This window comes from Pseudothauera nasutitermitis (assembly GCF_004801295.1).
Classification (GTDB): Bacteria; Pseudomonadota; Gammaproteobacteria; order Burkholderiales; family Rhodocyclaceae; genus Pseudothauera; species Pseudothauera nasutitermitis.
On sequence record NZ_SSOC01000005.1, the window covers coordinates 180,276 to 206,521 of the forward strand.

The following is a 26,246-nucleotide window of genomic DNA, read 5'->3' on the forward strand; positions in this document are numbered from 1 at the left end:
CGTGCTACCCGAACAACGCGCGCAAACCCTCGCCCGGATCGGCTGCGCGCATGAAGGCTTCGCCGACCAGGAAGGCGTGGACCGCATGGGCGCGCATCAGCGCCACGTCGTCGGCGCGCAGGATGCCCGATTCGGTGACCACGATGCGCCCCGGCGGAATGCGCGCCAGCAGGTCCAGCGTGGTCTGCAGGGTGACTTCGAAGGTGCGCAGGTTGCGGTTGTTGATGCCCACCAGCGGCGTACTGAGCTGCAGGGCCAGATCCAGTTCCTCGCCGTTGTGCACTTCCACCAGCACGCCCATTCCGAGGCGGTGGGCGATGGTTTCCATCTCGCGCATCTCGGCCAGCGACAGCGAGGCGGCGATCAGCAGGATGGCGTCGGCGCCCATCGCGCGCGCCTCGAACACCTGCCAGGGGTCGACCAGGAAGTCCTTGCGCAGCACCGGCAGGCCGCAGGCGGCGCGCGCGGCCTGCAGGTATTCCGGCGCGCCCTGGAAGAACGGGCGGTCGGTGAGCACCGACAGGCAGGCGGCGCCGGCGGCCTCGTAGGACGCGGCGATCTCGGCGGGGCGAAAATCCTCGCGCAGCACGCCCTTGGACGGGCTGGCCTTCTTGATTTCGGCGATCACCGCCGCGCGGCCCAGGGCGATCTTGGCACGCAGCGCGCCGACGAAATCGCGCGCGATCGGCTGCGCGGCGGCCAGGCGTTCGACCTCCACGCGCGGCGTGGCCGCCAGTCCGGCGGCGACCTCCTCGCGCTTGACGGCGTTGATGCGGTCGAGGATGTCGCTCATCGCGCCTGCTCCCGTCCGCAACCCATGACCGGCAGTCCAGCGTTCATGCCGCGCCCCCGAATTGCCGGGTGAAGCGCACGAATTCATCGACCCTGGCGCGCGCCGCGCCGCTGGCCACCGTTTCGCGCGCGCGCAGCACGCCGGCGCCGATGGAATCGACCAGATTGGCGGTGTACAGCGCCACGCCGGCGTTGAGGACGACGATCTCGCGGGCCGGGCCGGGCTTGTTCTCCAGCGCGCCGAGCAGCACCTGGCGCGATTCCTCGGCGTTTTCCACGCGCAGGTTGCGCGTGCCGGCCATCGCCAGGTCGAAGTCCTCGGGGTGGATGTGGTACTCGCGCACCTCGCCGTCCTTCAGTTCGCCCACCAGGGTGGCGGCACCCAGGCTCACCTCGTCCATGCCGTCCAGGCCATGCACCACCAGCACGTGATTGGCGCCCAGACGCTGCATCACGCGCGCCTGGATGCCGGCCAGGTCGGGGTGGAACACGCCCATCAGCGTGTTCGGCGCGCCGGCCGGGTTGGTCAGCGGACCGAGAATGTTGAACAGCGTGCGCACGCCCATCTCGCGGCGCACCGCAGCGACGTTCTTCATCGCGCTGTGGTGGTTGGGCGCGAACATGAAACCGATGCCGGTTTCCTCCACGCAGGCGGCGATCTGCTCGGGCATGAGGTTGAGATTGACGCCCAGTGCCTCCAGCACGTCGGCCGCGCCGGAACTCGACGACACGCTGCGCCCGCCGTGCTTGGCCACGCGCGCGCCGGACGCAGCGGCCACAAAGGCGGTCGCCGTGGAGATGTTGAAAGTGCTGGCGCCGTCGCCGCCGGTGCCCACCACATCGAGAAAATGCTCGTGCGGCGGCGCCACGCGCACCTTGGCGGACAGCTCGCGCATCACCGTGGCGGCGGCGGCGATTTCGCCGATGGTTTCCTTCTTGACCCGCAGGCCGGTCAGGATGGCTGCGGTCATCACCGGGGAAAGCTCACCCGCCATGATCTGGCGCATCAGCGACAGCATCTCGTCGTAGAAGATTTCGCGATGCTCGATGGTGCGCTGCAGCGCCTCCTGGGCGGTGATGGTCATTACGCGGGCTCCCGGGCCGATTCGAGGAAGTTGCGGAGCAGGTCGTGGCCGTGCTCGGTGAGGACGGATTCGGGGTGGAACTGCACACCTTCAAGCGGCACGCCTTCCACCGCCAGCGTCTTGTGGCGCACGCCCATGATCTCGCCGTCCTCGGTCCATGCGGTGACCTCCAGGCAGTCCGGCAGGCTGGCGCGCTCGATGGCCAGCGAGTGATAGCGTGTGCAGGTCAGCGGGTTGGGCAGGCCGTGGAACACGCCTGCGTCGAGGTGCTGTACCGGCGAGGTCTTGCCGTGCATCAGGCGCTGGGCATGCACCACCTTGCCGCCGAACGCCGCGCCGATGCTCTGGTGGCCCAGGCATACGCCGAGGATGGGAATCCTGCCGGCGAATTCGCGGATCGCCGGCACCGACACGCCGGCCTCCGCCGGCGAGCACGGCCCCGGGGAAATCACCAGATGGCGCGGCTTCATCAGCGCGATCTGCTCCAGGGTGATTTCGTCGTTGCGGTACACCTTCACCTGCTCGCCCAGCTCGCCGAAATACTGCACGAGGTTGTAGGTGAAGCTGTCGTAGTTGTCGATCATCAGCAGCATAGCGGCACACCCTGAGATTTGATGGCGGGCTTCCCGGAAGTCCCGCGGGGGCCATGCCCGCCTGGATACCCCGCGCCAAGCGAAGCATTTTCGCACGTATCGTCCGGCGCATAAACCGCCGGACACGCGGGAAAACCCGCCACGGCCGATGCTGCGCGCGGCTACGCGAACGGCCGTGCGAATCTCCCCTTGAGCCGGTGCGGCCGCAGCCAGCCGGCCTCGGCATAGTTGTCGACGAAGCAGATGTTCACATCGGCCATGCCCAGGCTGCACGGATAGATCCACACCGTCGCATCCTGCTTGTCGCGGGTGATGAACCACAGCGCATCACCACGTGCCAGGCCCCAGTTGCCGACGCGATGCACCAGCAGATCGGCCTGCCCGCGATCGCGCACGAAGGCCACGCGCACCTGGGCCTCGCCCATGGTCGCCGCCTGATAGACACGCGCCATCTCCGCTTCTCCATGCTTTGTGCCTTGCCCCGGCTCCGGCTGCCTTCCATACTTGCCGTACACCTCTGCGAGGGCATGCCCATGCTGCTCGAACTTCTGCTCCGCCTGCGCAACGGCCGCGCACGCGTCAGCGTCATCCGCCGCCCCGGCAGTACCCGCCCCGAACTGGGCACCGTGCTCCCCCAGGAAGACGACCGCCGCAGTTCACTGCCGCAGCGCTGGGGCTGGCAACGCAAGGCACCACGCAAGGAAGCGCCCGCCGGCATCGAGGAAGCCTTGCCGGTACGCACCCAGACGATTCTGTCGCACGGCGTGCCGGCCGAAGTGCGCGCGGCCATCAATGGCGAAGTGACGGATGCGATTCCGGCTTCGCGCAAGGATGCCAGCCGGGTCGACGTGAAGATACGCCTGGGCCCCTGAAGCCGTTGCCCGGCACCCCATCGCCTGCGCCGCGTTCACGCAGGTCATCCGGTTGGCGTTGTACTGGGTGTAACGTTCTGCGTTCACACTCTGACGCGGGCTTTACTGCGCCGCATCGTGACCTCGATGCCCTCCTGCTGGTTCACGTAGTGGGTACGCTTGATGGAGTTGTCCGGATTGGGCCCACGGAGCGTGTTCAGGTGACGAATCTTGTCATCCATGCCCGGATTCAAGGTGACTTTCGATGTGTATTGTTCAAGTGTCACCTTGCGGCTGGCAATGCCAAGTGCGGGCGTCAGACCGAACGTCTGTGTGAATGGCTGAAGCGGGATCAGGTGGGAATTCTGATGATCCAGATTGTGGAACTTCACTGTGGTCTGGAAATGTCGCTCATTCTCGGGAAAGCGCACCGGATTGGTGGAGTTGGTCGAGCCCCGGTAGCCGTGCACCGTATATGCCATGTTGGCGTCGCGATGCAGCAGTTCGCGACTCAGACGGCCAGCCGCACCGTGGCCGCCGGTCGGTTTGATTGCATTGTTTATGGTGTCGAACTCGTAACCGCCGCCACTCCCGCATGAGGTCAGACGCACATCGAGATGTTCCTGCCCCAGTTTGTCGCCGACACGCATTACGCCTGAGGCGACGTCCCGGATCTGATGCCGGACTGCGAGAGACTCCTTAACGAATTCCTGCTCATGTTGGGTTTTGGTCCGTGCAATGGTGCTGATGCCTTGATCGTTCGTTGCGCTGCCGTGGCCCTTGACGTACAGCTTGTCCTGAGGCCCGCGAAGGTGGACATTGGCATTCTGGTCGCTCAGGTCGACGAGATGCGCGGCGGCATGCCTCAGGTCCTGATATTTCTGGAAGGCCCTCGCATCCTGGGTGAACTGGTTCCAGGTTTTTCCAGCCCGCAATTTGCCCATTTCGTTGAATAGAATGGCGTTGGCCGTGTTCAGTGCCTGTGCGCTGTCGACGAATAGATGGCCTGCCTGGACGCCTTGTTTGTTCTTGTGCGCGCGTAATTCCGTTGCAGCGGCGACGACATGTTCACTTTCGCCGGCGAGGGTAGCGTGCAGGTAGGCATGACGGTATCGAATCGGGTTCATTCCGGGTTCTCCTTGATTGCTTCCGGGGACGGCTTGTTCGTCGGGAACCGCTGTTGATCAGCGGCCCCGCTTATTCATGTGCTCCATGTGCTCCTTCATGCAGGTCTCACAGGAATTGGCCATGCTGGACACACTGTCGCGACGCGTCCGGTTGCCGATAGTGCGCGTGCCCTGAGGGGCCGGGTCAGGGTGTTGAGAACTTGACTGCACACTGAAATCGCTGAGCAGGTTGCCGCGCCCACTCATCGAGGGGCTCATCATTTCGACCAGCGTGTCTGGCGGAGGGACCCGGTGACGTTTCACCGGCTCCGTCGGGGCTTGATCGCCCAGTGACATGGAATGCGCGACATGCGCGGCGCGTTTGGCCGCGCAGACATTTGCGTTACTCTCGGCAACTACGTCGGATACGGCGATGCCTTGAAGCCGACCGCTCCAGTGGTCGGCACGCCCCTTTTGGTCGTAATGTTCCTGCAAGGCGAGCATGCGATCCTGGACCCGCTGTGTATGCGCCATTTCGGAGGACTTTCCGGAGAAACCAATCCCCATATGCCCATCCACTGAGGCAAGGCCGATCTGCCCTACCTGTTTAGGCTTCTGTCCCCGCTTAATGTCCTCACGAACCACCTCATCCTGGGCTTCTTCAGCCATGCTGGCCGCGAAACGGATCGCGCTTGCCTCGCGCATGCCGACCGGGCCTTTGGCGTTCATGTCAGGGCGTTCCATCTTGAGGAACTGGTGCTTGCTGGCCTGGACAATGTCTTGCCGGACCCCTAATTCCCGGATGGCCGCCTCCGCAATCTTGGAATTGGGATGGATAGTGGGAAGCGTCATGAGCGTCGCCACGGGTAATCGGCGAATGCTGTTGGAACGGCGCCGTTCCATGATGGCTTCGCCCAGCGGGTTGCCCTGTTTCCTGGAGGGCGCCGGTAACTCCGCATCCAGCGCTCTGCCGCGCAAGGTATAGGGTTGTGGCGCGTCGTCGCGTCCGCTATTCGACATGGGAGCCTCCTTGGTCAACTTGATGAATCGAGATGATTGACAATGCCTTGTTTGTTTCGCGTCACCACTGCGCCGGTGTTGATGACCGGAGACAACTGACCCTTGGTTTTCGTGGCGATCCCCAGCACGCCGGGGAGGTTCAGCTTTACCGCCCCCTTCGATTCCGGGAATGTACTCAAACCCGCATCGATCGCGATGGTGGTGTTTTTCGGTGGGGTCTCCGGTTTTCCAATACCGGCACCTTGCGACCGTAGTACCGACATCCGGCGGGCGAGATCAGCCATCAGGTTTGGCGACAGCACAGCGCCGTTATTGCCGTGAATCTCGGCGACGTGTCGATTTGCAAACTGTTTCGTAACGCCCAAAATTGCCGCTTCGTTGGCGGTATGCGGTCCCATGTGCGCCAGGCTCTGATTGCCAATGGCATCAGTGGTCACCATGAAGTGGTGCTTCCGCTTTTGGATCGTGGTCGTCGCAATCGGAGAGAACGCATTGGCGACGTGTTTGTTGCGCTTCGCTAGCTGTCGTAAAACCATCATATCGATATCTCCTCGCGTGGTTTCGCCGTGATGATTTCTGCCACCTGGGATGTGCTGGCCATACGCTGAAACAGAAAACGAAGCTCTTCCGGAACATCAAACGTGGGCACACGGCCTGGGGAGACGCGTCGAAAATGCAGCTCGTTGCCGCTCTCTGTGCGTACGTGAATGTTGAGCGGTTCGAATCCCAGCTTTGCCAAGCCCTTTCGCGAGGAGTGGTTGTCCGCGAAGCACTTCGCGTAGCAGACGCGCAGGCCCCAGTGGGTTTCGGCCAGTTCGAACAGCAAGCGGGCGGCCTTCGGGCCGAGCCCCAGGCCCTGAAAATCCGCCGCGATCCAGTAGTAGAAAAAGCCGATGTCCTCGGCCATGACCAGGCTCACCGAGCCGACGAACCCCCAGTCCCGGTGCCAGACGGCGAAAGTCATCTGGTCGCCGAAGGCACGGCAGTCGTCCACCCAGGCGTGCCATTCGGCGGCATCGGCGAATCGGGGCAGGCAGCAGCGCGCAGCGATTTCGGGGTCGTGATAGGCCCAAGCGAAATCGTCGCAGTGCGCATGATCGAGCGGCACCAGGCACAGGCTGGCGTCGCCCCAGGCCGGGCCCGGCATCGGGAAGCTCCAGGGCTGGCGCAGGGTTGCCAGGATCGCCGCATACAGGGCGGTACAGCGGGCTTCGTACGGATGGGTAAACAGCAGGCGGCGGCTGAGATCGAGAGCCGGTTCGAGTTCGCCGCTGCGCCAGCAGGCAATGACCAGGTCAAGTTCCTCGGCGAGGCTGGCCTCGCCGAGCGTGTGGCAGATTCCCCCGAGGTGGCGGACCAGCGGCAGGTCGTCGCAGGCTACGGCGACCGCGAGCAGGCGTGCACGGGTCTTGCTGTGCTCAGGGTGCCGGCCGAGGCTCGGATCGGCGTCCAGATAGTGGCGCAACGCCAGCAGCCAGGTGATGCGCGCCGCGGGTTGCGGGTGCCCCTCGGCCTCCCAGGCGTGAAGGGCCTGCGCGAGGGGCGGCAGCGGCGGATTCGTGAATGATTTCACTGATGCTTTCACGGTCGCTGGATGACATGTCGTTCTCCTTGGTGGTCGCCCTGCCTGCGCGCGCAGTCCCCCAGCCAGTGACCACGGACCCGGCGCCGCCAGCCTGTCGGCGGTGTGCATCTCTGTGTCGGAATCAATGTGGACCATCCCGTTCATATTCGTCTCATTTACGGCGCTGGACTCTGAACGGCTCAGTCACGTAGAGGGAGGTCGTCTGCGGATCAGCGTGCGGCGCCAAGCCGATCGAAGGCGCTCCGCTCGTACTCGAAAACGGGTCATATCCGCCGCCCTGAATGGGCGCGCCCACTGTGCCCTGGCGTTGTCGCCTCGGTGAACTCGGACGGGAAACCTCCAGCTTCCGTCCGCCTCCTATCTCAGCCGCAAAACGCCCCATGTGATGCATTACTCGCGCCTGCTCTGCGGGCGGCAACGATGCATGGGCAACAGCCAGACGCTCTTTGGCCTCATTGCGATCATCCTCCCAGGAAAACCTGGCCCGCTGATCCTTTAGCCTGGCGGCATTGCCAGCCTTGCTCGCGAGTTCACCAGGCGCCATCGAGAACAGTGTGGTGGCCGCTGCCAGAACACCGAATGCACGTGGCGTCATGTGCGGATCGCCGAGTGCCCGCATCGCCTGATCCCTCAGAACATCGTGCGCTGCAGCCTGGCCTGTCGTATCGATACCCGACCCGGAATGACCCGCGACCTTGCCTCCGGGGCCGCTCAGGATCGTGCGCGCCGTATCGGTGCGAGCCCCGTCGCCCGCGTGCAGCAGCGCACTCACATTGGCTTCCGGGAACGCTGTACCAGAGTGTTTTTGCCAATATCCGGAAGAGATTTGCGGCATTGCCGATCGTCCTGATGAAACCTGCGACCGGCGTGAGATCACATCCGTCATGTCGGTCACGACGAATGCCTCGTGATAACCGCTGCTGAAACCGTGCATTGTCGGATTTGACGGGAAGCGGAACGCCCCCTTGCCGATCTTGGCCCGCTTCACTATGCGATCCACGATGTCAGGACGAAATCCGCCTTTCGTCTGCATGACGGTCAGTGACAAGTCTTCCAGCAATTTGTACTTCAACATCTGTACAGCGGCTTGCCGTATCTGAGCCTGCCTGCGCCAAGGCTTAGTTATCTTCCCGGATATGGGTGGCAATGCTGGCTTCGCCTTCTTGGCGGATCTGGTTCGTGCCATTGGAATTCCCAATCAGTCAGTGAAAAAGCTTTGATTCCCCACCCAACAGATTCCACGCCCATGACAAGCCTTGCTACAGCTATTCCCCCCTGCCTGCCATCGATTCCTCCAACCCCAACAGCTCGAAAATGTTGATCTGCCCGCCGCAGCGGATGAACACTTCGTTGTAAAGCTGCGCGGTATCGAGCTGGCCCCAGGCCACGGCGCGCCGGATCAGGTAGGGCACCGGGCTGTGCGGCTCGATGCGCTCCAGCGTCTGCGCGATGCGCGACAACGCGGCATAGGCCGCGCGGCGCTCCGCCTGCCCCGGCGTCTCGCTGGCGGTATCGGCATGCGGCGGCGGGTTCGTATGCGCCACCGCACCGTCGTCTTCTGCCGGCACGGCCTGGACGCCGCGCCGCCGGCATTCGGCCTGCAGGACGACTTCGATGCGCTCCAGCAGGCCGCGCAGGGCGCCGAAACCCGGCGCGTCGTCCGGCATCTGCTCCACGAGCGTGGCCTCCAGCGCATCCAGCGCCCGCAGGCCAGCCGTGAGGCATTCGACGTGGAAGACGATGCGCGCCTGCGGCGTGCAGGCGAGCGCCGCGCCCACATCGGCGAGCGTGGCGCCTTCGATTTCCGCGTCCGCCTTCCTGCCCAGCGAGGCGCGCAGTTGTTCGTTGCGCTGCGCCTGCTCCCAGTCGTTCCAGGCGAAATCGTGTTCGTCGCCGGTCGCCGTCAGTGGCACGCGGCGCAGCGGCGGCAGGATTTTCTGGTTGATCCACTGCAGCAGGTTGATGCGATGCTCGCCGTCCTGCGGGTGCAGTTGCGCGCCGAAACGCCGGAACAGGCCGTCGATGAGCAGCAGGCAGGGCGCCACGGCCCGCAGGCCCGTACGCCCGATGAGCGCTTCGAAGAGCCAGGCCGCCAGTTGCAGGTCCTTGCTGCGCGCGGCCAGCGCCTGCGCCGCCAGTTCGCTGGCCGCCACCCAGTTGGCGCGCTTCAGTTCGCGCTCCCAGGGGCCGAGCGGCAGGCTGGCGTCCTCCTCCTCGCGCTCGACGCGGATGCGCCGGTAGCTTTCGTCCTGGGCGGCCGGATGGCCGGTGGGGCCACCCTGCGCGACGGGCGCCAGCAAGGCCGTGCCGCGCACGCCGACCAGTTCTTCGAAAAATGCGTCGATTGCCGTGGGCAGTTCAGCGGGCTGATTCATGTCCTCACCTCTTTCTTGCAGATCATCCATCACCACTCCTCCGGTGCGCTGCGCGGGAATTCCGCCGGCAGCTTCAGCGCCGCCGCCGTCTTGCTCTGCGGATCGATGCTGCGCATGCCGATGCTGACGAACAGGCGGGCGCGCCCTTGCGCCGCCTTGCCGTCGGCACCCGGCGCGCCGGCGAGCGGCACCGGGAATTCGAGCAGGCGCTGCGCCGGGTTGGCCGGGTCGAACTCGGGCAGCCCTTGCGGACGGTGCAGCGCAAACAGCCGCAGCAGCGCCCACGGGGCGGCCAGGTCGAAGCGCGCGCGGCGCGCCTCGACCCGCAGGCCGGCCTGCCGGGGGTCGTTCTGCGGCAGCCAGGGCGAGCGGTCGGCCCAGGTCAGTTCCAGCGCCAGGGGCTGGCCCGCGTACCAGTCGAGGGTGGTCGCGCGGTTCGGGAAACCGGCGTGCGCCGGGCCCGTGCCCAGTTGCCAGCCCACCAGTTGGTCGGCGCCGGACGCTGCCGCGGGCATGACGTTGAACGAAACCGTCAGATTCACGGGGCCGCCGTGCTCGCCGGCGAGCAGATTGCCGCTGAAGAACGCCGCCACGGCATCGAGCTGGGCGATGAAGCGGTGTTCCTCGCGCCACTCTTCCTTCGGCAGGGCGGCCATGGCGTCGCGCAGGGCGGCCCGCTGCGCGACGAAGTCGAGGAAGAAGGCGCGCACCGCCGCCGGGCTGGCGTCGCGCGCGTCCGGCTCGCCAAAGGGGTAGCGCCCGGCCAGGTCGCGGTTGAAGCGCACCGCCCAGCCCTGGTACACCTCGAAGGCCTGCGCCTGCACGCGGTCGACGCAGCGCAGCGACACCTGCTGTTCGAGCTGGCCGCGCCGCGCCGAGAACAGGTCGTTGCCGGGTTCGGGCGGGCTGTAGGCCGCCAGCCGCTCGTCGCAATTGGCATAGCTCAGACCGCTGAGCTGGCGGATGAAGTAGTCGTCGAGCGCGGCCACCTGCCCGTTCGGCTCCTTGGCCTGGGTGTAGCGGTTGAGTTCGGCGCTGGTGTTGGCCCAGTAGGTCTGCGTCTGCGCCGTGTCGCGCTGCGCCGCGTTGACCGCCGGCGCGGCCTCCATCACGGAGACGAAGGGCGAGGCGTAGCCCACCAGCACCTGCGCGCGCGCCACCTGGCGGGCGAGGTAGTCCTTGAGCACCGGCAGGCTGCCGGTGTCGAACAGTTCGTCGCCGCTGTTCGCTGCCTGCGGCGCGTACAGACGGCTGGCCGCGGCCAGCGCGCTGACGCGGCCGAGCTGGTCCGCGGCGAAATCGGCGAGGCACTGGCGCACCGTGCCGCCACCATCGGCAAAGCCGTACCCGGCATAGGCCTGCAGCACGGCCTGCAGGGCGGGCAGGGCCGGCGAGAGTTCGCTGGCGGTGCGCGCCAGATCGGTGTCGGCACGGCTCACCGCGTCGAAGCTGACCTGTGCAAGCGGCGAGCCGCCCGGCGGGCGCTGTGCGCGCCGCAGCGCATCGTCGAGCGCGCGTTCCAGCGCGGCACGCGCGAGGCGGTCGTAGAGCGGGCGCTCGGCCGTGCCGAGGGGCGGCAGCTTGCGGGCCTCGGCGAACTTCTCGTACTCGGCGAGATAACCGGCCGCCTCGGCCAGTTCGGCGGCATGCCAGCGCACGGTGCTGCCCGCGCAGCTGAAACCGAGCGGTGCATTCAGGTGCATGAAGCCCAGGGTCACCAGTTCGGGCAGGCCGTCCAGCTCGGCCTGCATGGCCGGGGCGAGATCCCTGCCGGCCTTGCCTTCGACGAACACCGGCCCGTAGGGCGGCAGCGTCATGCCGTCGAGCACGTTCACCTCGGGGTCGAAGCACTGTTCGGGGTCGAAACGGGTCAGCGTGTCGCGCAGGCTCCCGGGATAGCCATAACGGGTCTGGAGCGTTTCCAGGCCGCCGCGCACGCTGCGCAGGATGCGCCCGCAAGGGTCCGCCCCGGGGGCGACGGCAAACCAGGAGGCACTTACCCAGGCCAGCCAGCCGGCCAGTTCACGGGTGTTCTCCAGCACCTGGCCTTCGTCGTGCGACAGGACCTTGAGCAGGCGCCCGCCCTGGGCCACTTCCCTGCTCAGGGCGGCGCGCGCCGCCTCGCCCTGTCGGTCGATCCGCTCCGCCATGCGGATGCGCATCCGCGCGGGCAGATCCACGTTTTGCCAGGCCGCGGGCGTGCTCGGATTGGCCCGTTTGCTGAGCTTGCCGATGGCATTGTCGAGGATGTTGCCGGGGCGCTGGATTCCGTCCGGCATGGACGTGCCGAATGCGTAGCGGCCCAGGTCGGCGAGCATTTGCAGTTGCTCGCCCTCTTCCAGCGTATGGGCTTGCCAGGCCAGGGTGTGGAAGCGTGCGAGGTTTTCTTCGAGCGCCAGCGCTTCGGCCACGCGCTCGCGCAGCGCCGCTTCCTGGACGGCCAGCCCGCTGGCCGGCGCGGCGGCGGTGTCACTGGCGACGAGTTGGTGGGCCTTCACCTCGAGGTGGCAGGCCAGGGCCGGCATGAGCACGCGCGCCACCGTGGTGGCGCCGACGTGGTGCGCGCTGCGCCGGGCGATGCGCCCGTCCACCCAGGAAGCCGGCACGACCAGGTAAACGGTATCGGTGTTCAGGCCGGCCACCTGCTGCAGCAGCGGATACACCACCTCGGCGGGCAGGCAGCCGTCATTCTGCGCGCTCACCGGCGTGGCGCGCCCCAGCGCATCGATGGCGCCGACCAGCCCGTCGACCTGCCTGGCGAAACGCACGCCGGTGAAGCCCAGCGCCACGAACAGGCACAGCAGCGCCGCCACCGAACCGATCTGCAGCCTGCGGATCAGGCGGTTGCGCGACAGCAGGCCCTGGCGGGTCGGCCGCGCCAGCCCACGCTCGGCCAGCGCCTTGCCATGGACCAGCGTGTCGACGAAGGCGACGTCGCTGCACACGCCCTGCCGCAGGCTGCCATCGGCATCGACCGCGCCGGTGAAGTAGAAGCCGCGGAACCAGTGCCCGGTCTGCCAGGCCGTGGCACGGAACACCGTGTCCAGCCACAGCGCCAGCGGCTCGCGCAGGGCGATCAGATGGCGGGGGAAGAGGAAGAACTGGTCGACGTCGCCAATCTGCCGGGTGTGCGCGGCCACCTCCACCTGCAGGCTGCGCAAACGCTCGCCGAGCACGTCGAAGCCCGTTTCCGCCCACTCCGGCGGCGTCCTGCTCTGATCCTGCTGCGTGGCCGAGTAGCCGAACAGTTCCTGGCGCCGCGCGGCGGGCTGGCACTGCCAGAAGGCGCCGAAGCCGTCCAGCGCGTCGCACTGGGTCACCACCACGTAGACCGGCAGGGCGAATTCCAGCGCCTCCTGCAGGGCGGCGAGCTGGCGATTCACGTTGGCGGCGAGGTGTTCGCGCGCACGGGCCTTGCCGTCGCGCAGCGTGCGCGCCGACACGCACAGCAGCACCCCGTCGAGCGGCCGTTCGGGGCGCAGCGCGCCGAGTCCGGCAAGGGTCTGCTTCCAGGCGGCGCCTTCGTCGCTGCCGGGCTCGGCGGCGGGCAGCCTGCCCTCCACGTCGATCAGCACGCCGGCCTGGAAGAAGGCCCAGTCCGTGCCTTCCGCCTGCAGTTCGGCGGCGCGTTTCGGCGGTGCATGGCGCAAGTTTTCGGACACCGAGCCGACCAGGCTGCTCTTGCCGGCGCCCTGCTCGCCCAGCACCAGCATCCAGGGCTGTCCATAGCGCCACTTGCGCCGCGTGGTGAGGTAGTCGAGCGCATCGAGCACGCCGCGCAGGCGGGCGCCGATGCGCGCGCACAGGCCGCGCGGCACACCGGCCTCGGCGCATCGGGCGACGACGATCCGCGGCCTGCGCCAGCGCGCCGCCACGAGTGCCGCGAGCAGCGCGACGAGCAGAACCCCGCCGCCCGCCAGGATGGCCTGCGCGGGTTCCCATTGCGGCAGCCACGAGCCCAGGGCGGCGAAATCCATCACCCGGCCCCCACGCTCTGGCGGAACGGCTCCATCAGCGCCAGCCACACCGCGCTCGACACCAGCAGGTAGCACAGCGCGGCGATGCCGGCCGCCGTGTACCAGGGCGCAAGCGGCGCCAGGCGCGCGCCCTCGCCGCCGTCGAGCAACGGTTGCAGCGCTTGCGGAAAGGCCGGGGTGCCCGGGTGCGCGGCCGGATTGCGCGATGCCACGCGGAACAGGCGCTCGCGCGTGTCGTCCAGCATGGCTTCGCCCTGCCCGCCGCGGAAGCGCCCCTTGAAGCCCAGTTGCAGGGCGAGCACCAGCACCGCCGCCAGATCCCGGTGCAGCGCGCCGGGATTGCGCGTCTTGAGCAGTTCGTCGGTGATCTCGAAGAAGCGCACGGCGGCGTTGCGCGAGCGGAACAGCTTGTGTTCGAGCAGCACGCCGAGCCAGGCCTCGCGCCCCGCCCAGTCGATTTCCAGGACGAACAGTTCGTCGGCCAGCGCGGCCATGGCGTAGAGCGCCAGGCGGTGCGCCTTCACCTCGCCGGCGCTGCCGTTGCGCACCACCTCCTTCCACTGCGCATGCAGCAGGCCGGCCAGCCGCCCGCTGAGGCGCGCGGCCAGGTCGCCGGGCTCGCCGGGCGGCGGCTCGTCGCCCACGGCGAGCAGCGCGGCGAGGCGGCCCTCGGCGATGGCCTGCTTGATGTCCGCGAGCACTTCGAAGAACTCGGCGAAACGCGATAGCAGGAAGAAGGATTCGGCGCGTTCAGGCATGAAGCGGCACGGCCCCCCTGGCGGTCTGCTGCGCCGGCCGCGGCTGCTTGCGGTGGTGCAGGATCACCGCCGCGGGCGCCCCCGCGGCTTCCCCGTGCACCAGGATCGAGCGGCCGGCGCGGAAGCAGTCGGCGTCGCCGTGCTGCGCCAGCTCGACGCGCTGGTTGCGCAGTTCGCAGACGATGGCGTCGCTGCGCAGCCCGAGCGCGCCGGCGTCGCGCGCGCTGAGCAGGCGGCGCCCGGCGCCGGGATGCCGGCGCTCGCGCAAGGTGGGCTGCAAGTCCTCGCCGGCGATGTGCGCCTGCTCGATCCAGCCCTGCAGATCGCGGATCGTCTGTCCGTCGCGCGGGCGCAGTTCGATGTAGACCACGTCCTGCGTGTCGTCCGGCAGGCGGCGGGCGAACACCCCGTCGCGCACGCGGGCGAAGCTCAGGCTCTCCCAGTCGGTATGGATCAGGGCGAGCTTGCGCTGGACGAAATCGATGACCGCCTGGAACGGCTTGAAGCAATCGGCATGCGCATACGGCTCCATCACCGGCGGGCGGGGATTGCTGCCGATCGCGCTCATCTGGCCGGCGACCTGGGCCAGTGCCCGCCAGGCCTGGGGCGGCGTGCAGCGCGGGTCGACCAGCACGGCGTCGAGCAGCGGCAGGCAGGCCGACAGGCTGCGGGCCATCGCCAGGTGCGCGCGCGTTTCCGCGCCCATCACGGCAAATGCCTCGGGCGCATCGTCCTGCGCCGTGCCGACCAGTTCGCGCAGCTTGTCCCACATCGCCTCGCGCAAGGCCACGAAACGCCCCAGCAGCCCCTGTTCGCCGAGAAAGTCGGAAGCCCCCAGGCACAGCATGGGCGGATGGTAGGACGACAGCACGATCCCGCCCTGCGCGTCGCGCTCCACCTCCAGCAGCGGCACCGCCGGGTAGCCCGTGGGCAGCTGGTCGGCGGTGAACAGCCCGACGCGGGCACGGCCGCGCTCCACGGCCACGTCGCCGAATCCGGTCACCTCATCGAGGGTTTCCATGCCGGGCAGGCCCTCGTAGCGGCGCATCGAGGTGCTCGGCACGGCCAGCGCGCCGGTACGCGGCGGCAGCGCCAGATGGACGCGCACGGGCTTGCCGGCCTGCGTGCATTGCGCATTCACGTCGATGGCCCCGGGCGCGCGCCCGTCCTGGTCCGACACCACCAGCGGCAAACCATCCGGCATGATTCCCGCGAACTTCGTCACGCAGATCTCGCCGCGGGCCAAGCGGACCTTGTCGATCTCCAGGCAGCGCACCCCCCAGCAATGCGCGCTGACACCGAGCAGGCGCTGGTGCACCAGCGCCTGGGTGTGGATATCGTGCTGCTGGAAGTGCTGGGGCGAGAGCAACATGCCTTCCGACCACAGCACTGCATCGGGCAGGAAATCGTCCATGTCCGTCATGCGCGTTCTCCTCAATGTCCACTCACGGCGATGCCGTCCGGCTGCAAGCGCAGCGCGGCGTGCTTGTAGGGCGTCAGGGTGATGGCCGGCCAGCCCGCCTCATTCACGTAGTTGGCGAAGGCGATCACCGCCACCGCCTTGCGGGTCCCGGCCGGCAGGTCGACCTCGAACGCGGGGTAGGCCGCCGGCACCTGCAGGGACGTCACCTCGATGCCGGTGGCCAGCGCTTTCTGCAGCGCGGCGCGCTGGCGGAACCACTCCGGCCCCGTGCCCGGCAGCTTCGCCAGCGCGGCGGCGTCGTGGATCGCCACCACGTCGAGCAGGGTGGCGCTGCCCTGGTTGGCGCCCGCATCGGCCGACACCCGCAGCGTGCGCAGCGCGGCGTGCGGCGGGCCGAAGCCGAGCAGGCCCTTCACCGCGTCGACGGTGCCGCAGCCGCCCAGCAGCGCCAGGCTGGCCCACAGCAGGAATACGCGCACACGCCCGTTCATGAGAGATAGATCACCTTGAACTGCCCCGGCGTGAGCGAGATGCCGACGCAGTTGGGCAGCAGGCCGTTCTGGCCGTTGATGGAGGTCAGGCGCGACCCGAACACGCAGCACAAGGCCACCTTGAAGCTGCCCAGCAGCGAGCGCTTGGGGCCCATGCACATGCCCGAGGCCACCCCCACGCCCACGTCGCCCCCGCTCAGCGCGCTGATGGTCAGCAGGTTCTCGGCCAGCCCGCCGCCCAGGATCACGTTGAACACCGTCGGGATGTTGGTCACCGAGAAATCCAGATTCACCTGCGGCACCGGCAGCGGGCCGACCACGCAGACGTCCGGGAAGCCGAGGTTGAGCACGCCGAGATTGTTGTTGACGAACATCGCCTCACCCCATGCTGATGCGTTCTGCATCGGCCTTGAGGTCGCGCTCCGCGGTGAGCAGCGCATCCTGGGCATGCAGCTTGAAGAGATGGCGCACGTCGAGCAGGCAATGCCCGGCGCGGCTGAGCAGATGGCGCGTCTGCTGCACGAGGTTTTCCGCCACGGTGACGAACAGGTTGGGGGCCTGCAGCGTGAGGCTGCCGCCGAGCGTCATCAGGCGCGCCTCGCCGGCGCTCACCAGGGCGAGGCTGTCGACGGCATGCACGCTCACCTTGGCCTGGCGCAGCGCCAGGCTGCGGCAGCCCGGCACGCTCAGCGCCGCTTCCGCGCCGCCGCGCTCCAGCACGTGCAGCACATGGCAGGCCGCGCCTTCGCCCCGGCTGGCCAGCACCAGGTCGCCGGTCTGCAATTCGAGCAGGCAGCTCGCCGCGCGGCGCGCCTGGCGGCCGTTCGCCAGCAGGCAGGTGTCGGCGTCGAGCAGCATCGCCACGCGCGTCTCCTCCAGCCGCACGTCCTGCGCGCGTGCTTCCGCGGGCGCCGGGTTCACGGAATGCATGGCAGATCCTCCAGGGCAAGATTGGCTTGTTCGAGCGCCAGCAGGGCGGCGTCGGTGCCTTGCTGGCCGCGCCGCGCGGCGCCGCGCAGGCGCACCTTGTCCAGCGTGGCGCCGTGGAAGACGCTGCGTTCGAGCCGGGCGCCGGACAGATCGCTGTCGTTCAGGCGGGCATGCGCGAAGCGCACGTCGGAAAAATCCGCGCCCGCCGCCCGCAGGCCGGCCACTTCGCTTTTCTCCCAGCTGCCGCCGGCCAGGCGCGCGCCCTCGAAGCGGCAGTCGCGCAGGCGCGCGTTGTAGAACAGCGCGCCGGAAAAGTCGGCGCCGCGCGCGTCGCAGCCTTCCAGGCGCGCCGACAGCAGCAGGGCATTCGGCGCCTGCGCGGCGCGCAGGCAGGTGCCGGCGAAATGCGTCTGCATCAGGTTGCAGCCGGCGAGCACGGCGCCGGACAGATCGCTGCCCGCGAAGCGCCCTGCCTGCAACTGGCACAGCTCGAAGCGCAGGCTGCCCAGCGCCAGGCCGCGCCAGTCGTTGTTCATCAGCGCGCTGCGCTGCGCGCGCAGCCCTTCCACGGCGGTGGCGCGCAGGTCGGTATCGCTGAGCGCGGTCTGTGCCAGCGTGGCGCCGGCCAGCGAGGCCTGGCCCAGAGCGCAGCGCCACAGCACCGCGCTGTCGAGCCGGGCGCCGGGCAGCGCGGCGCCGTGCAGATCGCAGCCGGACAGCGCCACATGGCTCAACTGCGCGCCCTGCGCCCGTGCCGCCCGCAGGCTGCAATCGACCAGGGCCGCCTGCGACAGCGCCGCCGCCTCCATGCCCGCGCCATCGAGCATGCAGCGGATGAACTGGGTGTGCGCCAGCGTGGCGCCGGCGAAGCGTGCGCCCGCCAGGCGGCAATCGATGAAGGTGGTGCGCGCCAGCGCGGTGCGCGACAGATCCATGCCGCCCAGTTCGCATTCGCGCAGCACGGCGCCGGCCAGCGACGCGCCGCGCAGGTCGATGGCGCGCAGGTCGGCCTTTTCCAACGGACGCTGGCGGCGGATGTGCCAGGCGATGGCGTCCAGGTCCACGAGTGCCGGGGCCTTCATGGCAGCCTCGCTTGCTGGTCGATGAAGGCGCCGGAACGCGCCGCGCCGCTGAAGTCGGCCTCGCTGGCGTCCATCTGCGCGAGTACGGCCTGGCTCAGCATGGCCTGCGAAAAATCGGCCTTGCGGCACATGGCCTGGAAGAAATCGGCGCGCGCGCCGCGCACGCGGCGCAGGCGGCTCTTGAGGAACAGCGAGCGGTACAGGCGCGCGCCTTCGAGGCAGGCGTCCGACAGGTCGGCCTCGCCGAAATCGCTTTGCGCGAACACCCCGCCGCCCAGGTCGGCGCCGCGCAGCGTGGCGCCGCGCAGGCCGCAGCGGCGCAGGCGCGCGCCGCGCAGATTGGCCCCCTGCCAGTCGGCCTGGCCGCCGTAGACGCCGGCCAGTTCCGCCCCGGGCCACTGCGACGCGGCCAGCGCCGCATCGAGCAGCACCGCGCGGGACAGGCGCGCGCCGCTGAAATCCGCCCCGCCGAGTTGCGCGCCCTGGGCCACCACCTGCTCCCAATGTACCTGCCGCCAGCGGCTGGCCGGCGCCCGCATGCCGGCGAACACCGCGCGCGCGGCGCGGCTGTCGTCGAGGCAGGCGGCGCTCAGGTCGATGCGCAGCGCGAGCAGGTCGTCGAGCAGCGCGCCGGCCAGCTTCGCCTCGCGCCACACGGCGTCGACAGCCTTGGCGCCGCGCAGGCTGGCGGCGCCGAAATCCGCGCCGGCCGCGCTGCTGCCGCTCAGATTGGCGCCGTCCAGGCAGGCCCCGGCCAGCCACGCGCCATCCAGGCGGGCGGCGGTGAGCACGGCCCCGGCGAGGTTGGCGCCGTCCAGGCGGGCGCCGCGCAGGTCGGCACGCTCCAGTTGCGTTTCGCGCAGGTCGGCGCCGCGCAGGTCCGCGTCGCGCAGATCGGCGCCGGCCAGATCGCGGCCGGCGAGCACGGTGCCCTCGCTCAGCCATTGCACCACCTGCCGCCCCAGCGCGCGCGCCGCTGCGGCGGGCAGTTCCGCCGGCAAGGTCGTGGGCGTCAACGCGGCGGCACGGGCGGCGCGCTTGAGGGATGGGGCCGTTGCGAGCGAGCGGGCGATCTGCGCGCGCTGTTCCGCGCCCACGCTGCCGGGCTGCGCCGCCTCGGCACGGTCGAGCGCCTCGGCCAGTTCGGCGGGCAGCTTCAGGTCTTGCGGGGCGACCAGATCGGTGGCTTCTTCGCGCGCCTGGTCCAGCACCCTGGCGGTCACCGCTTCCACCGTGGGCGCGGCCGGCGGCTGTGCATCGGGGAACTGCTCGCGCAAGGTCTGCCGCAGGCGCTCCTGCTCCGCGGCCAGCCGCGCCTCGCCCTCGGCGCGCGCCTGCTCCGCCAGGGCCGTGGCCTGCGCATGCAGCTCGGCCAGATCGAATTCGCCTTCGGCCAGCGCATCGGGCGGAATGCCGGCGAGCGGGGGCGGCTCGACGCGCGGCGGGGTGTACCCGGCCGGCGGCATGAGCCCGCTGTGCGTCCAGAAATCGGCCATCTGCTCGTCGAGCAACTGCTGGCGTTCGGCCTGGCGCGCGGCGGCCTCGGCTTCGCGCTGCGCCATCCGGGCGGCGATCTCTCCGGCGCTGCGCGGCGGCGCCAGCTGCGCTTCGTTGAAGGCGTGCAGCGGCGCCGTCGCGGGGTCCAGGCGCAGGCCCAGCACGTCGCGGTAGTGGGCGAGCGGCCGCGCTTCGCCGATTTTTTCGTAGGCCACCATCAGCGCCTGCACGTCGAGCGCATCGCTGTCGTGCACCGGCGCTTCGCCGCGGAACACCAGCAGGCCGACGTCCTGGTCCGGGAAGAACCACACCGTGTCGCAGGCCAGGGCGATTTCCTCGGCGGCCTCGGCACCCTGCCCTTCGCGCAGCAGGAAGGCGCGCGCGCGCAGGCCCGGCAACTGGCCGCGCAGCAGCGCATGCCTGGGGTGCAGGCCTTCCAGGGTGTAGGGCTCGTCGCCGCGCAGCGCGCCGGCGAACTGCTGGTCGGCCGGCGCGCGGTTGAACAGGCCGCAGTCGAAGTCGCGCGGCAGGCCGGGAAAGTCCTCGGCCAGCCAGCGCTTGTCATAGGTGCCGCTGGCACGGCGCGCCTGTTCGGCATGCAGCAAGGCTTGCGGCGCGAAGCCGGCGGCGGGCAGCCGGCGGCGGCCCGGCATCACCGGCAGGCCGGGATACTCGATGTTGGGCATGGCGCCGGCGCGCGCGCGCAGCCAGGCGAGGCGTGGCAGGAAGGCACGGCCCTGCGGGTTGTCGTGCCCCGCGCCGCCGTAGGCGCGTTCCCAGGTAAGCGGCATTTCCTTGAAGGGCGCGGGCGCCTCCACGCACACGGCGGGCCAGAGGCGGCGCGTCCACGCGCGCTCGCCGATCACCTGCAGGCATTTGTCCACGGGGCCGCAGTGCAGGCGCACGCACAGCGCGGGCACCGCCTCGGCGGCATGGGCGCTGCCGCTGAGCAGCACCTCGCCGCGCGCCTTGGGCAGGATGTGCTCCAGCGCCAGGCCGGCGGGCAGCGCCGGCACCAGTTTGGCCCATTGCAGGTTGTCGGCGAGCAGCCGGTCGAGGGCGCCCGCGCCGAGCGGGAAGAAGCCCAGCGCCGCCACGGCGAGCCGGTGCGTGCCGCGGTACCGGTAGGGCCGGTCGAGCACGCCGAGGGTGAGCGGTTTGACGATCTTCATGGCCGCCTCACACCACCAGCATGACGACGGGAATCTGGATCGACGGCCCGCTGATGTCGATCCCCACGGTGCTCCCCCTGACCGACAGGGTGAGGCCCGAGCCCAGCACCTCGATGCGCGTCGACTCCCCGGTGACGTCCACCGAAGAGCTGTTGCCGGTGACGTTCACGTTGTTGCTGGAACCGGTGACGTTCATCCCGTTGTGGCTGCCGGTGATGTTGGCCGAGACCGCCGCGCCGGTGAGCGAGACGTTGTTGACGCTGCCCGACAGACTCACGTCCGCGGCCACGCCGAGCAGCGCGTTGGCGTTGCGCACGCCGGTGACGGAATTGCTGTTGCTCACCCCGATGGCATCGTTGCTGTTGCTCGCGCCGATGGCCGTGGAACTGCTCTGCGCGCCGATCGCCGTGAAGTTGTGGACGATCGCGTGCGTGCTGCGGTTGGTGGCCGTGCCGGTGACCGTGGAAGTGTTTTCCGAATCGGCATGGATCGTCGACACGCTGGTGACCTTGCCGGAATGCGTGCTGGTGTTGTCCGACGTGCCGGTGACGGTGGTCGTCGAGGCCACGTCGCCGTGGTGCTCGCTGCGGCTGACGACCTCGCCGTGGAAGGTGCTGACGCTCTTGGTCCGCCCGTGCGCCACGCTGCTGCTGTAGGTGTCGCCATACACCACGCTCTTGCTGGCCTGCACGGCGGCCAGCGCGTCGGGGTCGCTCTGCTCGGTGCTGGCGAGCGCGGGATCGCACTTGCCGGTGACCGATTCGTGATAGCTGCGCCCGGTGGCCGAGAAGCTCTTGCTCTCCTTGCCCCAGGCGTAGCTGTAGTTGGAACCGTAGGCCCAGGATTCGCCGAGCATGCCCTGCTCTTTGTGCTCGGACTCGGCATAGCTGTAGTTGCCGCCGCGCGCATAGCCCGCGTCGCGGAACACCCCGCGTGCGTAGGCTTTCTCCACCAGGCCCACCGCCGCATCGACGGCGGCGCGCGACCACGGCCGGCCGAAGCGCACGCTGCGGCTGTCGCCGTAGCTGGTGGAGTAGCTGTTGCCCACCTGGCTGTGCGCCGTCCAGCCCGAATCGGTGATGGTCCTGCTGCCGTCGGCCTGCACCATGTTCTGGATTTCCGGCAGTTCCGACTCGTCGTTCGCGCGCGTCACCCAGACGTTGCTGCCGACCTCCGGAATCGTCTGCATGTGTGCGGCCAGCTTCACCCACACCGGCGGCGTATCCGGCGTATCGGTGGAAAAGCGCACGTACACGCCCTTGGCATGCAGCTGCGCCTGCACGCCCTGGGTGTCGGTCAGGGTCGAGCGGCCGCTGCTGAAGCCGTCGGGCACGTAGTAGGGCCAATCACGCACGGCATCGTCGCCGGCGGCGCTGGTCACCGTGGCCAGCACCACCCCCTGCTGGGTGTCCTGCAGGCCCGCGCTGGAGAGCAGGCCACCGGCCACGGTGGCGCCGAACTGGTTCTGGTATTCGCCGTCGAGCGTGGAACTGTGCTGCACCTGGGTGAGCACGAAGGCGCGGCCGTCCAGTTCGGGGCGCACGCCGGGCTGCGCCGCCACCATGCTGAAACGGTGGCCGGCGCGCAGGAAGGGGCAGCGGCTGGCGCCGTCGAGCCGCAGGCTGGCGCTGCGCAGGGCCTGGTCGGTGGCCTGCGCGTAGTGGCGCACTTCGCTGTCGCAATAGCCGTACTGCACGATCTTGTACTGGTGGAAGGGCAGTTCGCCGGTATCCGGCCCGCTGTCGGCGCGGAAGTTCGCGTGGCCGGCGAGCGGTTCGGCGGGCTGGCGCGCGTCCCAGGCTTCGCGCTGCAGGGTGAACACGCCGCGCACTCCGGTGCTCGCCATCGACTGCTGGTAGGCGTATTGCGTGACGACGTCCGCTTCGTGCAGGCCGAGTTCGTCCTCGCCGCTGAAGGTGTAGCGCAGCGGTGCGTCGCCGGGACGCGCGGCGGGATAGACGGCGCGGTTGGCGAACACCATGCGGTGGCCGCCGGCGCGATGCTCGAAGTAGAAGAAGATGTGCGCCCTGGCCATCAGGCGGTGGATGAAATCCAGGTCGGATTCGCCGGCCTGCATCCAGTCCTGGGTGCGCGTGGAAGCCAGGTTGTCCTCGCCCGCCAGGCCGTCGAAGTTCGCCTCCACGCGGTGCTCGCGGCACAGGGTGGCGAGCGCCTCGCGGATATTCATCTGGCGCAGGATGCGGTAGCGGTTGGTGAGCGTCATGCGCCAGGCCATCGGCCGCATGGTGATGTGGTAGACGCCGGGCCGGTCGATGGCGAAGCTGGCGACGATACCGTTGAACAGCGCGAAGGATTGCGCTTCGCCGCCGCCGTCCAGCGCCTTGAGGAAGGCCTGGTGGGCGAGCTTGCGGTCGTCGAACTGCACGCCGGCGACGCCCACCGTGATGGGCCGGCCGATGATCTGCGAGAAGTCGATGGCCTCGCCCGCCGGATCGCTGTCGCCGTGCAGTTCGAGCTGGTATTCGAAAAGGTCGGAGACGCTTTCCTGCCCCTGGAAGCTCACCAGGCGGAAGACGTTCTCGCCCATCACCGTGCCCCGGGGCATCTCGATGCGGCAATGCTGGAACAGCAGCGGCTGGTCGAGCGGGGCGACGCGGGTGGTGGCGACGGCTTCGAGCGGGGCGTTCATGCGGCCTCCATCCGCGGTTCATGGGCGCCGACACGGAAACGCAGCGGCGCCGTGGCACGGCCGCTCAGCCGGGCGGTCTGGCCGAGGCGCAGCCCGGGGCCGTCGCCGGCGAGCCGGGCGGGCGGCACGCTGGCCGGGTCGACGTGCAGGTACACCTCGCAATCGAAGCGGCGATCGAGCAGCAGGCGGAGCATCGCCACGAGGCCGCGATGCGCGGGCCCCGGCAAGTCTTCGCCGGGGCGCGCCGGGCGCAGCGGCAGCAAGGCGCACACGGCGTCCCAGGGCAGTGCGTCGACCACCAGGCGCACCGCGGCGCGCGCATCCCAGGTACGCTGGCCAAGCAGGCTGACCTGGCCCAGCGCATGGTTGCGCCGGCCCAGCGCGAGGCGGTCGGCGTCCTCGATGGCGCGCCAGCTCCCCACCAGGGTTTCCAGCCGCGCGGCCACGCCCAGATGGGCGGACAGCACCTGGCCGACGACGGCGGCGCTCCTGCGCACGTTGGCGAGCTGGCCGGCGAGCCCCAGCCAGGCGCGCAGCGGCAGCGGCAGCTGGGCCTGCTGCGCCGGCAGCGCCAGGCCCATCAGCGCGGCGAGCTGGCCGGCATAGCGCGTCCTGTCCGGTTCGGCCGGATCGAGCGCGCGCAGCGCGCCGATCTTCAGTTCGTGGCGCAGCACATGCACGCGCTGGTTGAACACGTCGAAAAAGGCCGCCATGGCGCGCCCGCCCATGCGCTCCTGCTCGCGCACCCATTCGAGGAAGGGCCCTGGCAGCGGGCCCAGTTCGCTCGCCAGGCAGTAGTTGGGCGTGTGCACCTCGATGCGCACCGGCTTGCGCCCGTACCCCCCTGCGTTGCGGAAGGCCGGCATCGGACGCACCCTGAGCACCCGCGTGACCTCGCGCCCGGGGAAGGCGGCGCGCAGGTCGGCGCGAAAGCGCAGGCGCTCGCCGACCGGCCAGGCACCGCCGCGCCGCTGGCGCAGCAGGCGCACCAGCTGGAACACGTTGAAGCGGGCGTACTGCTCGCCCACCACGCGCTTCAGAGCAGAACCTGGTTGCCCGCCAGCGGAGGCCATTCCTTCACCACTCCTTTCACGTTCTTCATGTGCAGGCGCAGCTGCACCACGGTATTGACGCTGGCGTACAGCGCGAAGAAGTGCCGCAGCACGGCGGCGAACAACACGGCGCTGGTCTCCTCGAAACGGTCGGAATCCAGGGCCAGGTCAATCTCGCAGCCCTGCACGTAGCCGCGCCGCCCCATGCGGCCGTGCCAGCGCAGCAGCGGCCGCGAGTCGAGCGCGTGGATGCCGTCGATGGCGCGGCGACCGAGCGTGCTGGCCGGCCCCACGTGCATGCGCAGGACCTCCTTCAGCGCGGCCAGCGCCTGCGGGCCGCTGGTGAGCGACAGGTGATTGAGGGCGAGCTGCGAGGCCAGCAGCCAGGGCCGCGCGCCGGTCATCGGCGGCGTCTGGTGCGCGCTGGGCTTGCCGAGCACGCGCAGGGCGGTCACCGGGGCCGCGCCTTCGATCTCCAGCAGGTCGCCGATGCGCAGGCGTTCGGGCATGCGGCGGTTGGTGCACAGCGCGCTGCCGCCGATCACGTCGTCGGCGGGGGCGCAGAGTTCGAAGTGCGCGTCGAGGAAGGACACATACAGCTCGGTGCCGCCGATGCGCGCGCGCGGGGTCGCCTCGCGGCGGGTGAAATAGAAATAATCCTGCAGCTCGATGTGCTGGAAGCCATCCATGGAGAAATACGGCACCAGCCGGCGCGGCGCGCTGCCGGCGCGCACGGCGTCCAGGCGCTCGATGCGGTAGATCTCGCAATTGGCATGCTGGGTGGCGTCGCCGGTGAGGCGGTATTCGTAGCGGCTGTGGTCCAGCGTGAGCGGATCGATGCGCTGGCTGTAGAGATTGATCAGCGGCACGCAGTTGGTGCGCAGCAGCGCCGGCGACAGGCGCAGGCCCGGATCGGGCGGCACGTCGAGCAGGAAGAGCAGGTCGACGGCCGGCGCATCGGCCTGGATCTCCAGGGCGACGTCGAAGAACAGGAATTTCTCGGGGAAGGCGAAGTATTCCTGCAGGATGCGGAAGGCCGGATGGGCCTGCGGATGGGCGGGCAGCGCGGCCTCGTCGTCCTCGAAGCCCAGCCAGTGCAGCGCTTCGTCGGCCAGGGCGCGGACCTTGTACGAACCGCCCTCGCCCGGCTCCGCCACCGCCAGTCCGCGCAGGTGGGCGCCGAGCAGGTGATGCAGGCGATGCGCCGGGCCGCCCTCCGGGTTGAGGTGGAAACGCAGCTTCTGCGGCCGTGTCTGGTCGAGCAGCCCGTGCCCCTGCTTGAGCAGGCGCACCTTGAGCACGCCGCGCACCTCGCCATCCTTCCCGGCCAGCCCGGGATAATCGTCCGGCGAGACGATCGCCAGTTCGCCGACCTGCAGCGGCCACAGCGCGGTCTCGAAGCAGGTGCGCAAGCGGCAGGCGAACACGCCGCCCTGATCGCCCCGGACGTTGGCCCGCACGCTGCGGCCGCGCTCGATCACCGCCATGCCGTCGGGCTGCACCTCGAATTCGGCCACCATCATGCAGGGCAGCGGCGCTTCGAGATGCGGGTAGAGGTCGGCCAGCAGCGCATTGGGCAGGTCCGCCTGATCGACTTCGAGCTGGTGGCGCAGGCGTCCGGTGAGATAGGCGAAGGACTGCATGAGCAGCTCGACCTGCGGGTCCTGGGACCTGCCCCGGTGGATGCCCAGCGCCTGCGCCTGATCGGGATAGTCCTGGGCGAATTCGCTGGCCTCGTCGCGCAGCGCGGCGAGTTCCTGCTGGTAGGCATCCTGGAGGCGGCCGGCGGCGCTGTGCATCCTGGCTC

Annotated in this window: 22 protein-coding genes; 1 reads left to right on the forward strand and 21 read right to left on the reverse strand. The window is 69.2% G+C overall.

The genetic code is table 11. The features are described 5' to 3' along the window. Positions 1 to 4 precede the first annotated feature (4 nt). The 4 genes from trpC to E6C76_RS13975 all read right to left on the reverse strand — a co-directional run bounded on the left by trpC (position 5) and on the right by E6C76_RS13975 (position 2,922). The gene (trpC, locus tag E6C76_RS13960; RefSeq protein ID WP_136348849.1) at positions 5 to 793 is read right to left on the reverse strand and encodes an indole-3-glycerol phosphate synthase TrpC; all 789 of its coding nucleotides are present in this window, start codon (positions 791 to 793) and stop codon (positions 5 to 7) included. Between the two features lie 43 nt (positions 794 to 836). Next, positions 837 to 1,877, reverse strand: a complete 1,041-nt coding sequence (gene trpD, locus E6C76_RS13965; RefSeq protein ID WP_136348850.1) for an anthranilate phosphoribosyltransferase — start codon at positions 1,875 to 1,877, stop codon at positions 837 to 839. Further along, positions 1,877 to 2,470, reverse strand: a complete 594-nt coding sequence (locus E6C76_RS13970) for an aminodeoxychorismate/anthranilate synthase component II (RefSeq protein WP_136348851.1) — start codon at positions 2,468 to 2,470, stop codon at positions 1,877 to 1,879. The genes trpD and E6C76_RS13970 overlap by 1 nt, the downstream gene beginning before the upstream one ends. A 161-nt stretch (positions 2,471 to 2,631) precedes the next feature. Beyond that, positions 2,632 to 2,922, reverse strand: a complete 291-nt coding sequence (locus tag E6C76_RS13975) for a DUF6150 family protein (RefSeq protein WP_136348852.1) — start codon at positions 2,920 to 2,922, stop codon at positions 2,632 to 2,634. 81 nt (positions 2,923 to 3,003) lie between these two features. On the opposite strand from E6C76_RS13975, the gene E6C76_RS13980 reads away from it, so the two are divergent. After that, the gene (locus E6C76_RS13980) at positions 3,004 to 3,342 is read left to right on the forward strand and encodes a hypothetical protein (RefSeq protein WP_136348853.1); all 339 of its coding nucleotides are present in this window, start codon (positions 3,004 to 3,006) and stop codon (positions 3,340 to 3,342) included. 83 nt (positions 3,343 to 3,425) lie between these two features. Here E6C76_RS13980 and E6C76_RS13985 read toward each other — a convergent pair whose 3' ends face one another. The 17 genes from E6C76_RS13985 to tssF form a co-directional block, all read right to left on the reverse strand. Beyond that, the gene (locus E6C76_RS13985; protein ID WP_136348854.1) at positions 3,426 to 4,448 is read right to left on the reverse strand and encodes a hypothetical protein; all 1,023 of its coding nucleotides are present in this window, start codon (positions 4,446 to 4,448) and stop codon (positions 3,426 to 3,428) included. A gap of 57 nt (positions 4,449 to 4,505) precedes the next feature. Next, positions 4,506 to 5,447 (reverse strand): hypothetical protein, encoded by a 942-nt coding sequence (locus E6C76_RS13990; protein WP_136348855.1) that lies wholly within the window; start codon positions 5,445 to 5,447, stop codon positions 4,506 to 4,508. 14 nt (positions 5,448 to 5,461) lie between these two features. After that, positions 5,462 to 5,986 (reverse strand): hypothetical protein, encoded by a 525-nt coding sequence (locus E6C76_RS13995; RefSeq protein ID WP_136348856.1) that lies wholly within the window; start codon positions 5,984 to 5,986, stop codon positions 5,462 to 5,464. After that, complete coding sequence (locus tag E6C76_RS14000) at positions 5,983 to 7,020, reverse strand: GNAT family N-acetyltransferase (RefSeq protein ID WP_168734345.1); 1,038 nt, start codon at positions 7,018 to 7,020, stop codon at positions 5,983 to 5,985. The genes E6C76_RS13995 and E6C76_RS14000 overlap by 4 nt, the downstream gene beginning before the upstream one ends. A 163-nt stretch (positions 7,021 to 7,183) precedes the next feature. After that, positions 7,184 to 8,107 (reverse strand): hypothetical protein, encoded by a 924-nt coding sequence (locus tag E6C76_RS14005; RefSeq protein WP_136348858.1) that lies wholly within the window; start codon positions 8,105 to 8,107, stop codon positions 7,184 to 7,186. Positions 8,108 to 8,297: 190 nt separating this feature from the next. Next, positions 8,298 to 9,407 (reverse strand): type VI secretion system protein TssA, encoded by a 1,110-nt coding sequence (tssA, locus tag E6C76_RS14010; RefSeq protein ID WP_168734346.1) that lies wholly within the window; start codon positions 9,405 to 9,407, stop codon positions 8,298 to 8,300. Positions 9,408 to 9,436: 29 nt separating this feature from the next. Next, on the reverse strand, positions 9,437 to 13,384 hold the full coding sequence (locus tag E6C76_RS14015; RefSeq protein WP_136348860.1) for a type VI secretion system protein: 3,948 nt from the start codon (positions 13,382 to 13,384) through the stop codon (positions 9,437 to 9,439). Further along, a complete protein-coding gene (locus E6C76_RS14020; RefSeq protein ID WP_136348861.1) occupies positions 13,384 to 14,142 on the reverse strand; it encodes a DotU family type IV/VI secretion system protein in 759 nt (252 codons plus the stop codon). The genes E6C76_RS14015 and E6C76_RS14020 overlap by 1 nt, the downstream gene beginning before the upstream one ends. Beyond that, positions 14,135 to 15,565 (reverse strand): type VI secretion system baseplate subunit TssK, encoded by a 1,431-nt coding sequence (tssK, locus tag E6C76_RS14025; RefSeq protein ID WP_136348862.1) that lies wholly within the window; start codon positions 15,563 to 15,565, stop codon positions 14,135 to 14,137. The genes E6C76_RS14020 and tssK overlap by 8 nt, the downstream gene beginning before the upstream one ends. 11 nt (positions 15,566 to 15,576) lie before the next feature. Beyond that, positions 15,577 to 16,056, reverse strand: coding sequence for a hypothetical protein (locus E6C76_RS14030; protein WP_136348863.1), 480 nt, complete (start codon positions 16,054 to 16,056; stop codon positions 15,577 to 15,579). After that, positions 16,053 to 16,430 (reverse strand): PAAR-like domain-containing protein, encoded by a 378-nt coding sequence (locus E6C76_RS14035; RefSeq protein WP_136348864.1) that lies wholly within the window; start codon positions 16,428 to 16,430, stop codon positions 16,053 to 16,055. The genes E6C76_RS14030 and E6C76_RS14035 overlap by 4 nt, the downstream gene beginning before the upstream one ends. 4 nt (positions 16,431 to 16,434) lie before the next feature. Then, complete coding sequence (locus tag E6C76_RS14040; RefSeq protein ID WP_136348865.1) at positions 16,435 to 16,986, reverse strand: DUF3540 domain-containing protein; 552 nt, start codon at positions 16,984 to 16,986, stop codon at positions 16,435 to 16,437. Continuing rightward, positions 16,974 to 18,068 (reverse strand): pentapeptide repeat-containing protein, encoded by a 1,095-nt coding sequence (locus E6C76_RS14045; RefSeq protein ID WP_136348866.1) that lies wholly within the window; start codon positions 18,066 to 18,068, stop codon positions 16,974 to 16,976. The genes E6C76_RS14040 and E6C76_RS14045 overlap by 13 nt, the downstream gene beginning before the upstream one ends. After that, entirely contained in the window at positions 18,065 to 20,737 is a 2,673-nt protein-coding gene (locus E6C76_RS14050; RefSeq protein ID WP_136348867.1) for a DUF2169 domain-containing protein, read from the reverse strand. The genes E6C76_RS14045 and E6C76_RS14050 overlap by 4 nt, the downstream gene beginning before the upstream one ends. A 7-nt stretch (positions 20,738 to 20,744) precedes the next feature. After that, positions 20,745 to 23,387: a contractile injection system protein, VgrG/Pvc8 family gene (locus E6C76_RS14055; protein ID WP_136348868.1), complete on the reverse strand. Its 2,643-nt coding sequence runs from the start codon at positions 23,385 to 23,387 to the stop codon at positions 20,745 to 20,747. After that, positions 23,384 to 24,460 (reverse strand): type VI secretion system baseplate subunit TssG, encoded by a 1,077-nt coding sequence (gene tssG, locus E6C76_RS14060; RefSeq protein ID WP_136348869.1) that lies wholly within the window; start codon positions 24,458 to 24,460, stop codon positions 23,384 to 23,386. The genes E6C76_RS14055 and tssG overlap by 4 nt, the downstream gene beginning before the upstream one ends. After that, the gene (tssF, locus tag E6C76_RS14065; protein WP_136348870.1) at positions 24,424 to 26,238 is read right to left on the reverse strand and encodes a type VI secretion system baseplate subunit TssF; all 1,815 of its coding nucleotides are present in this window, start codon (positions 26,236 to 26,238) and stop codon (positions 24,424 to 24,426) included. The genes tssG and tssF overlap by 37 nt, the downstream gene beginning before the upstream one ends. Positions 26,239 to 26,246: the final 8 nt, after the last annotated feature.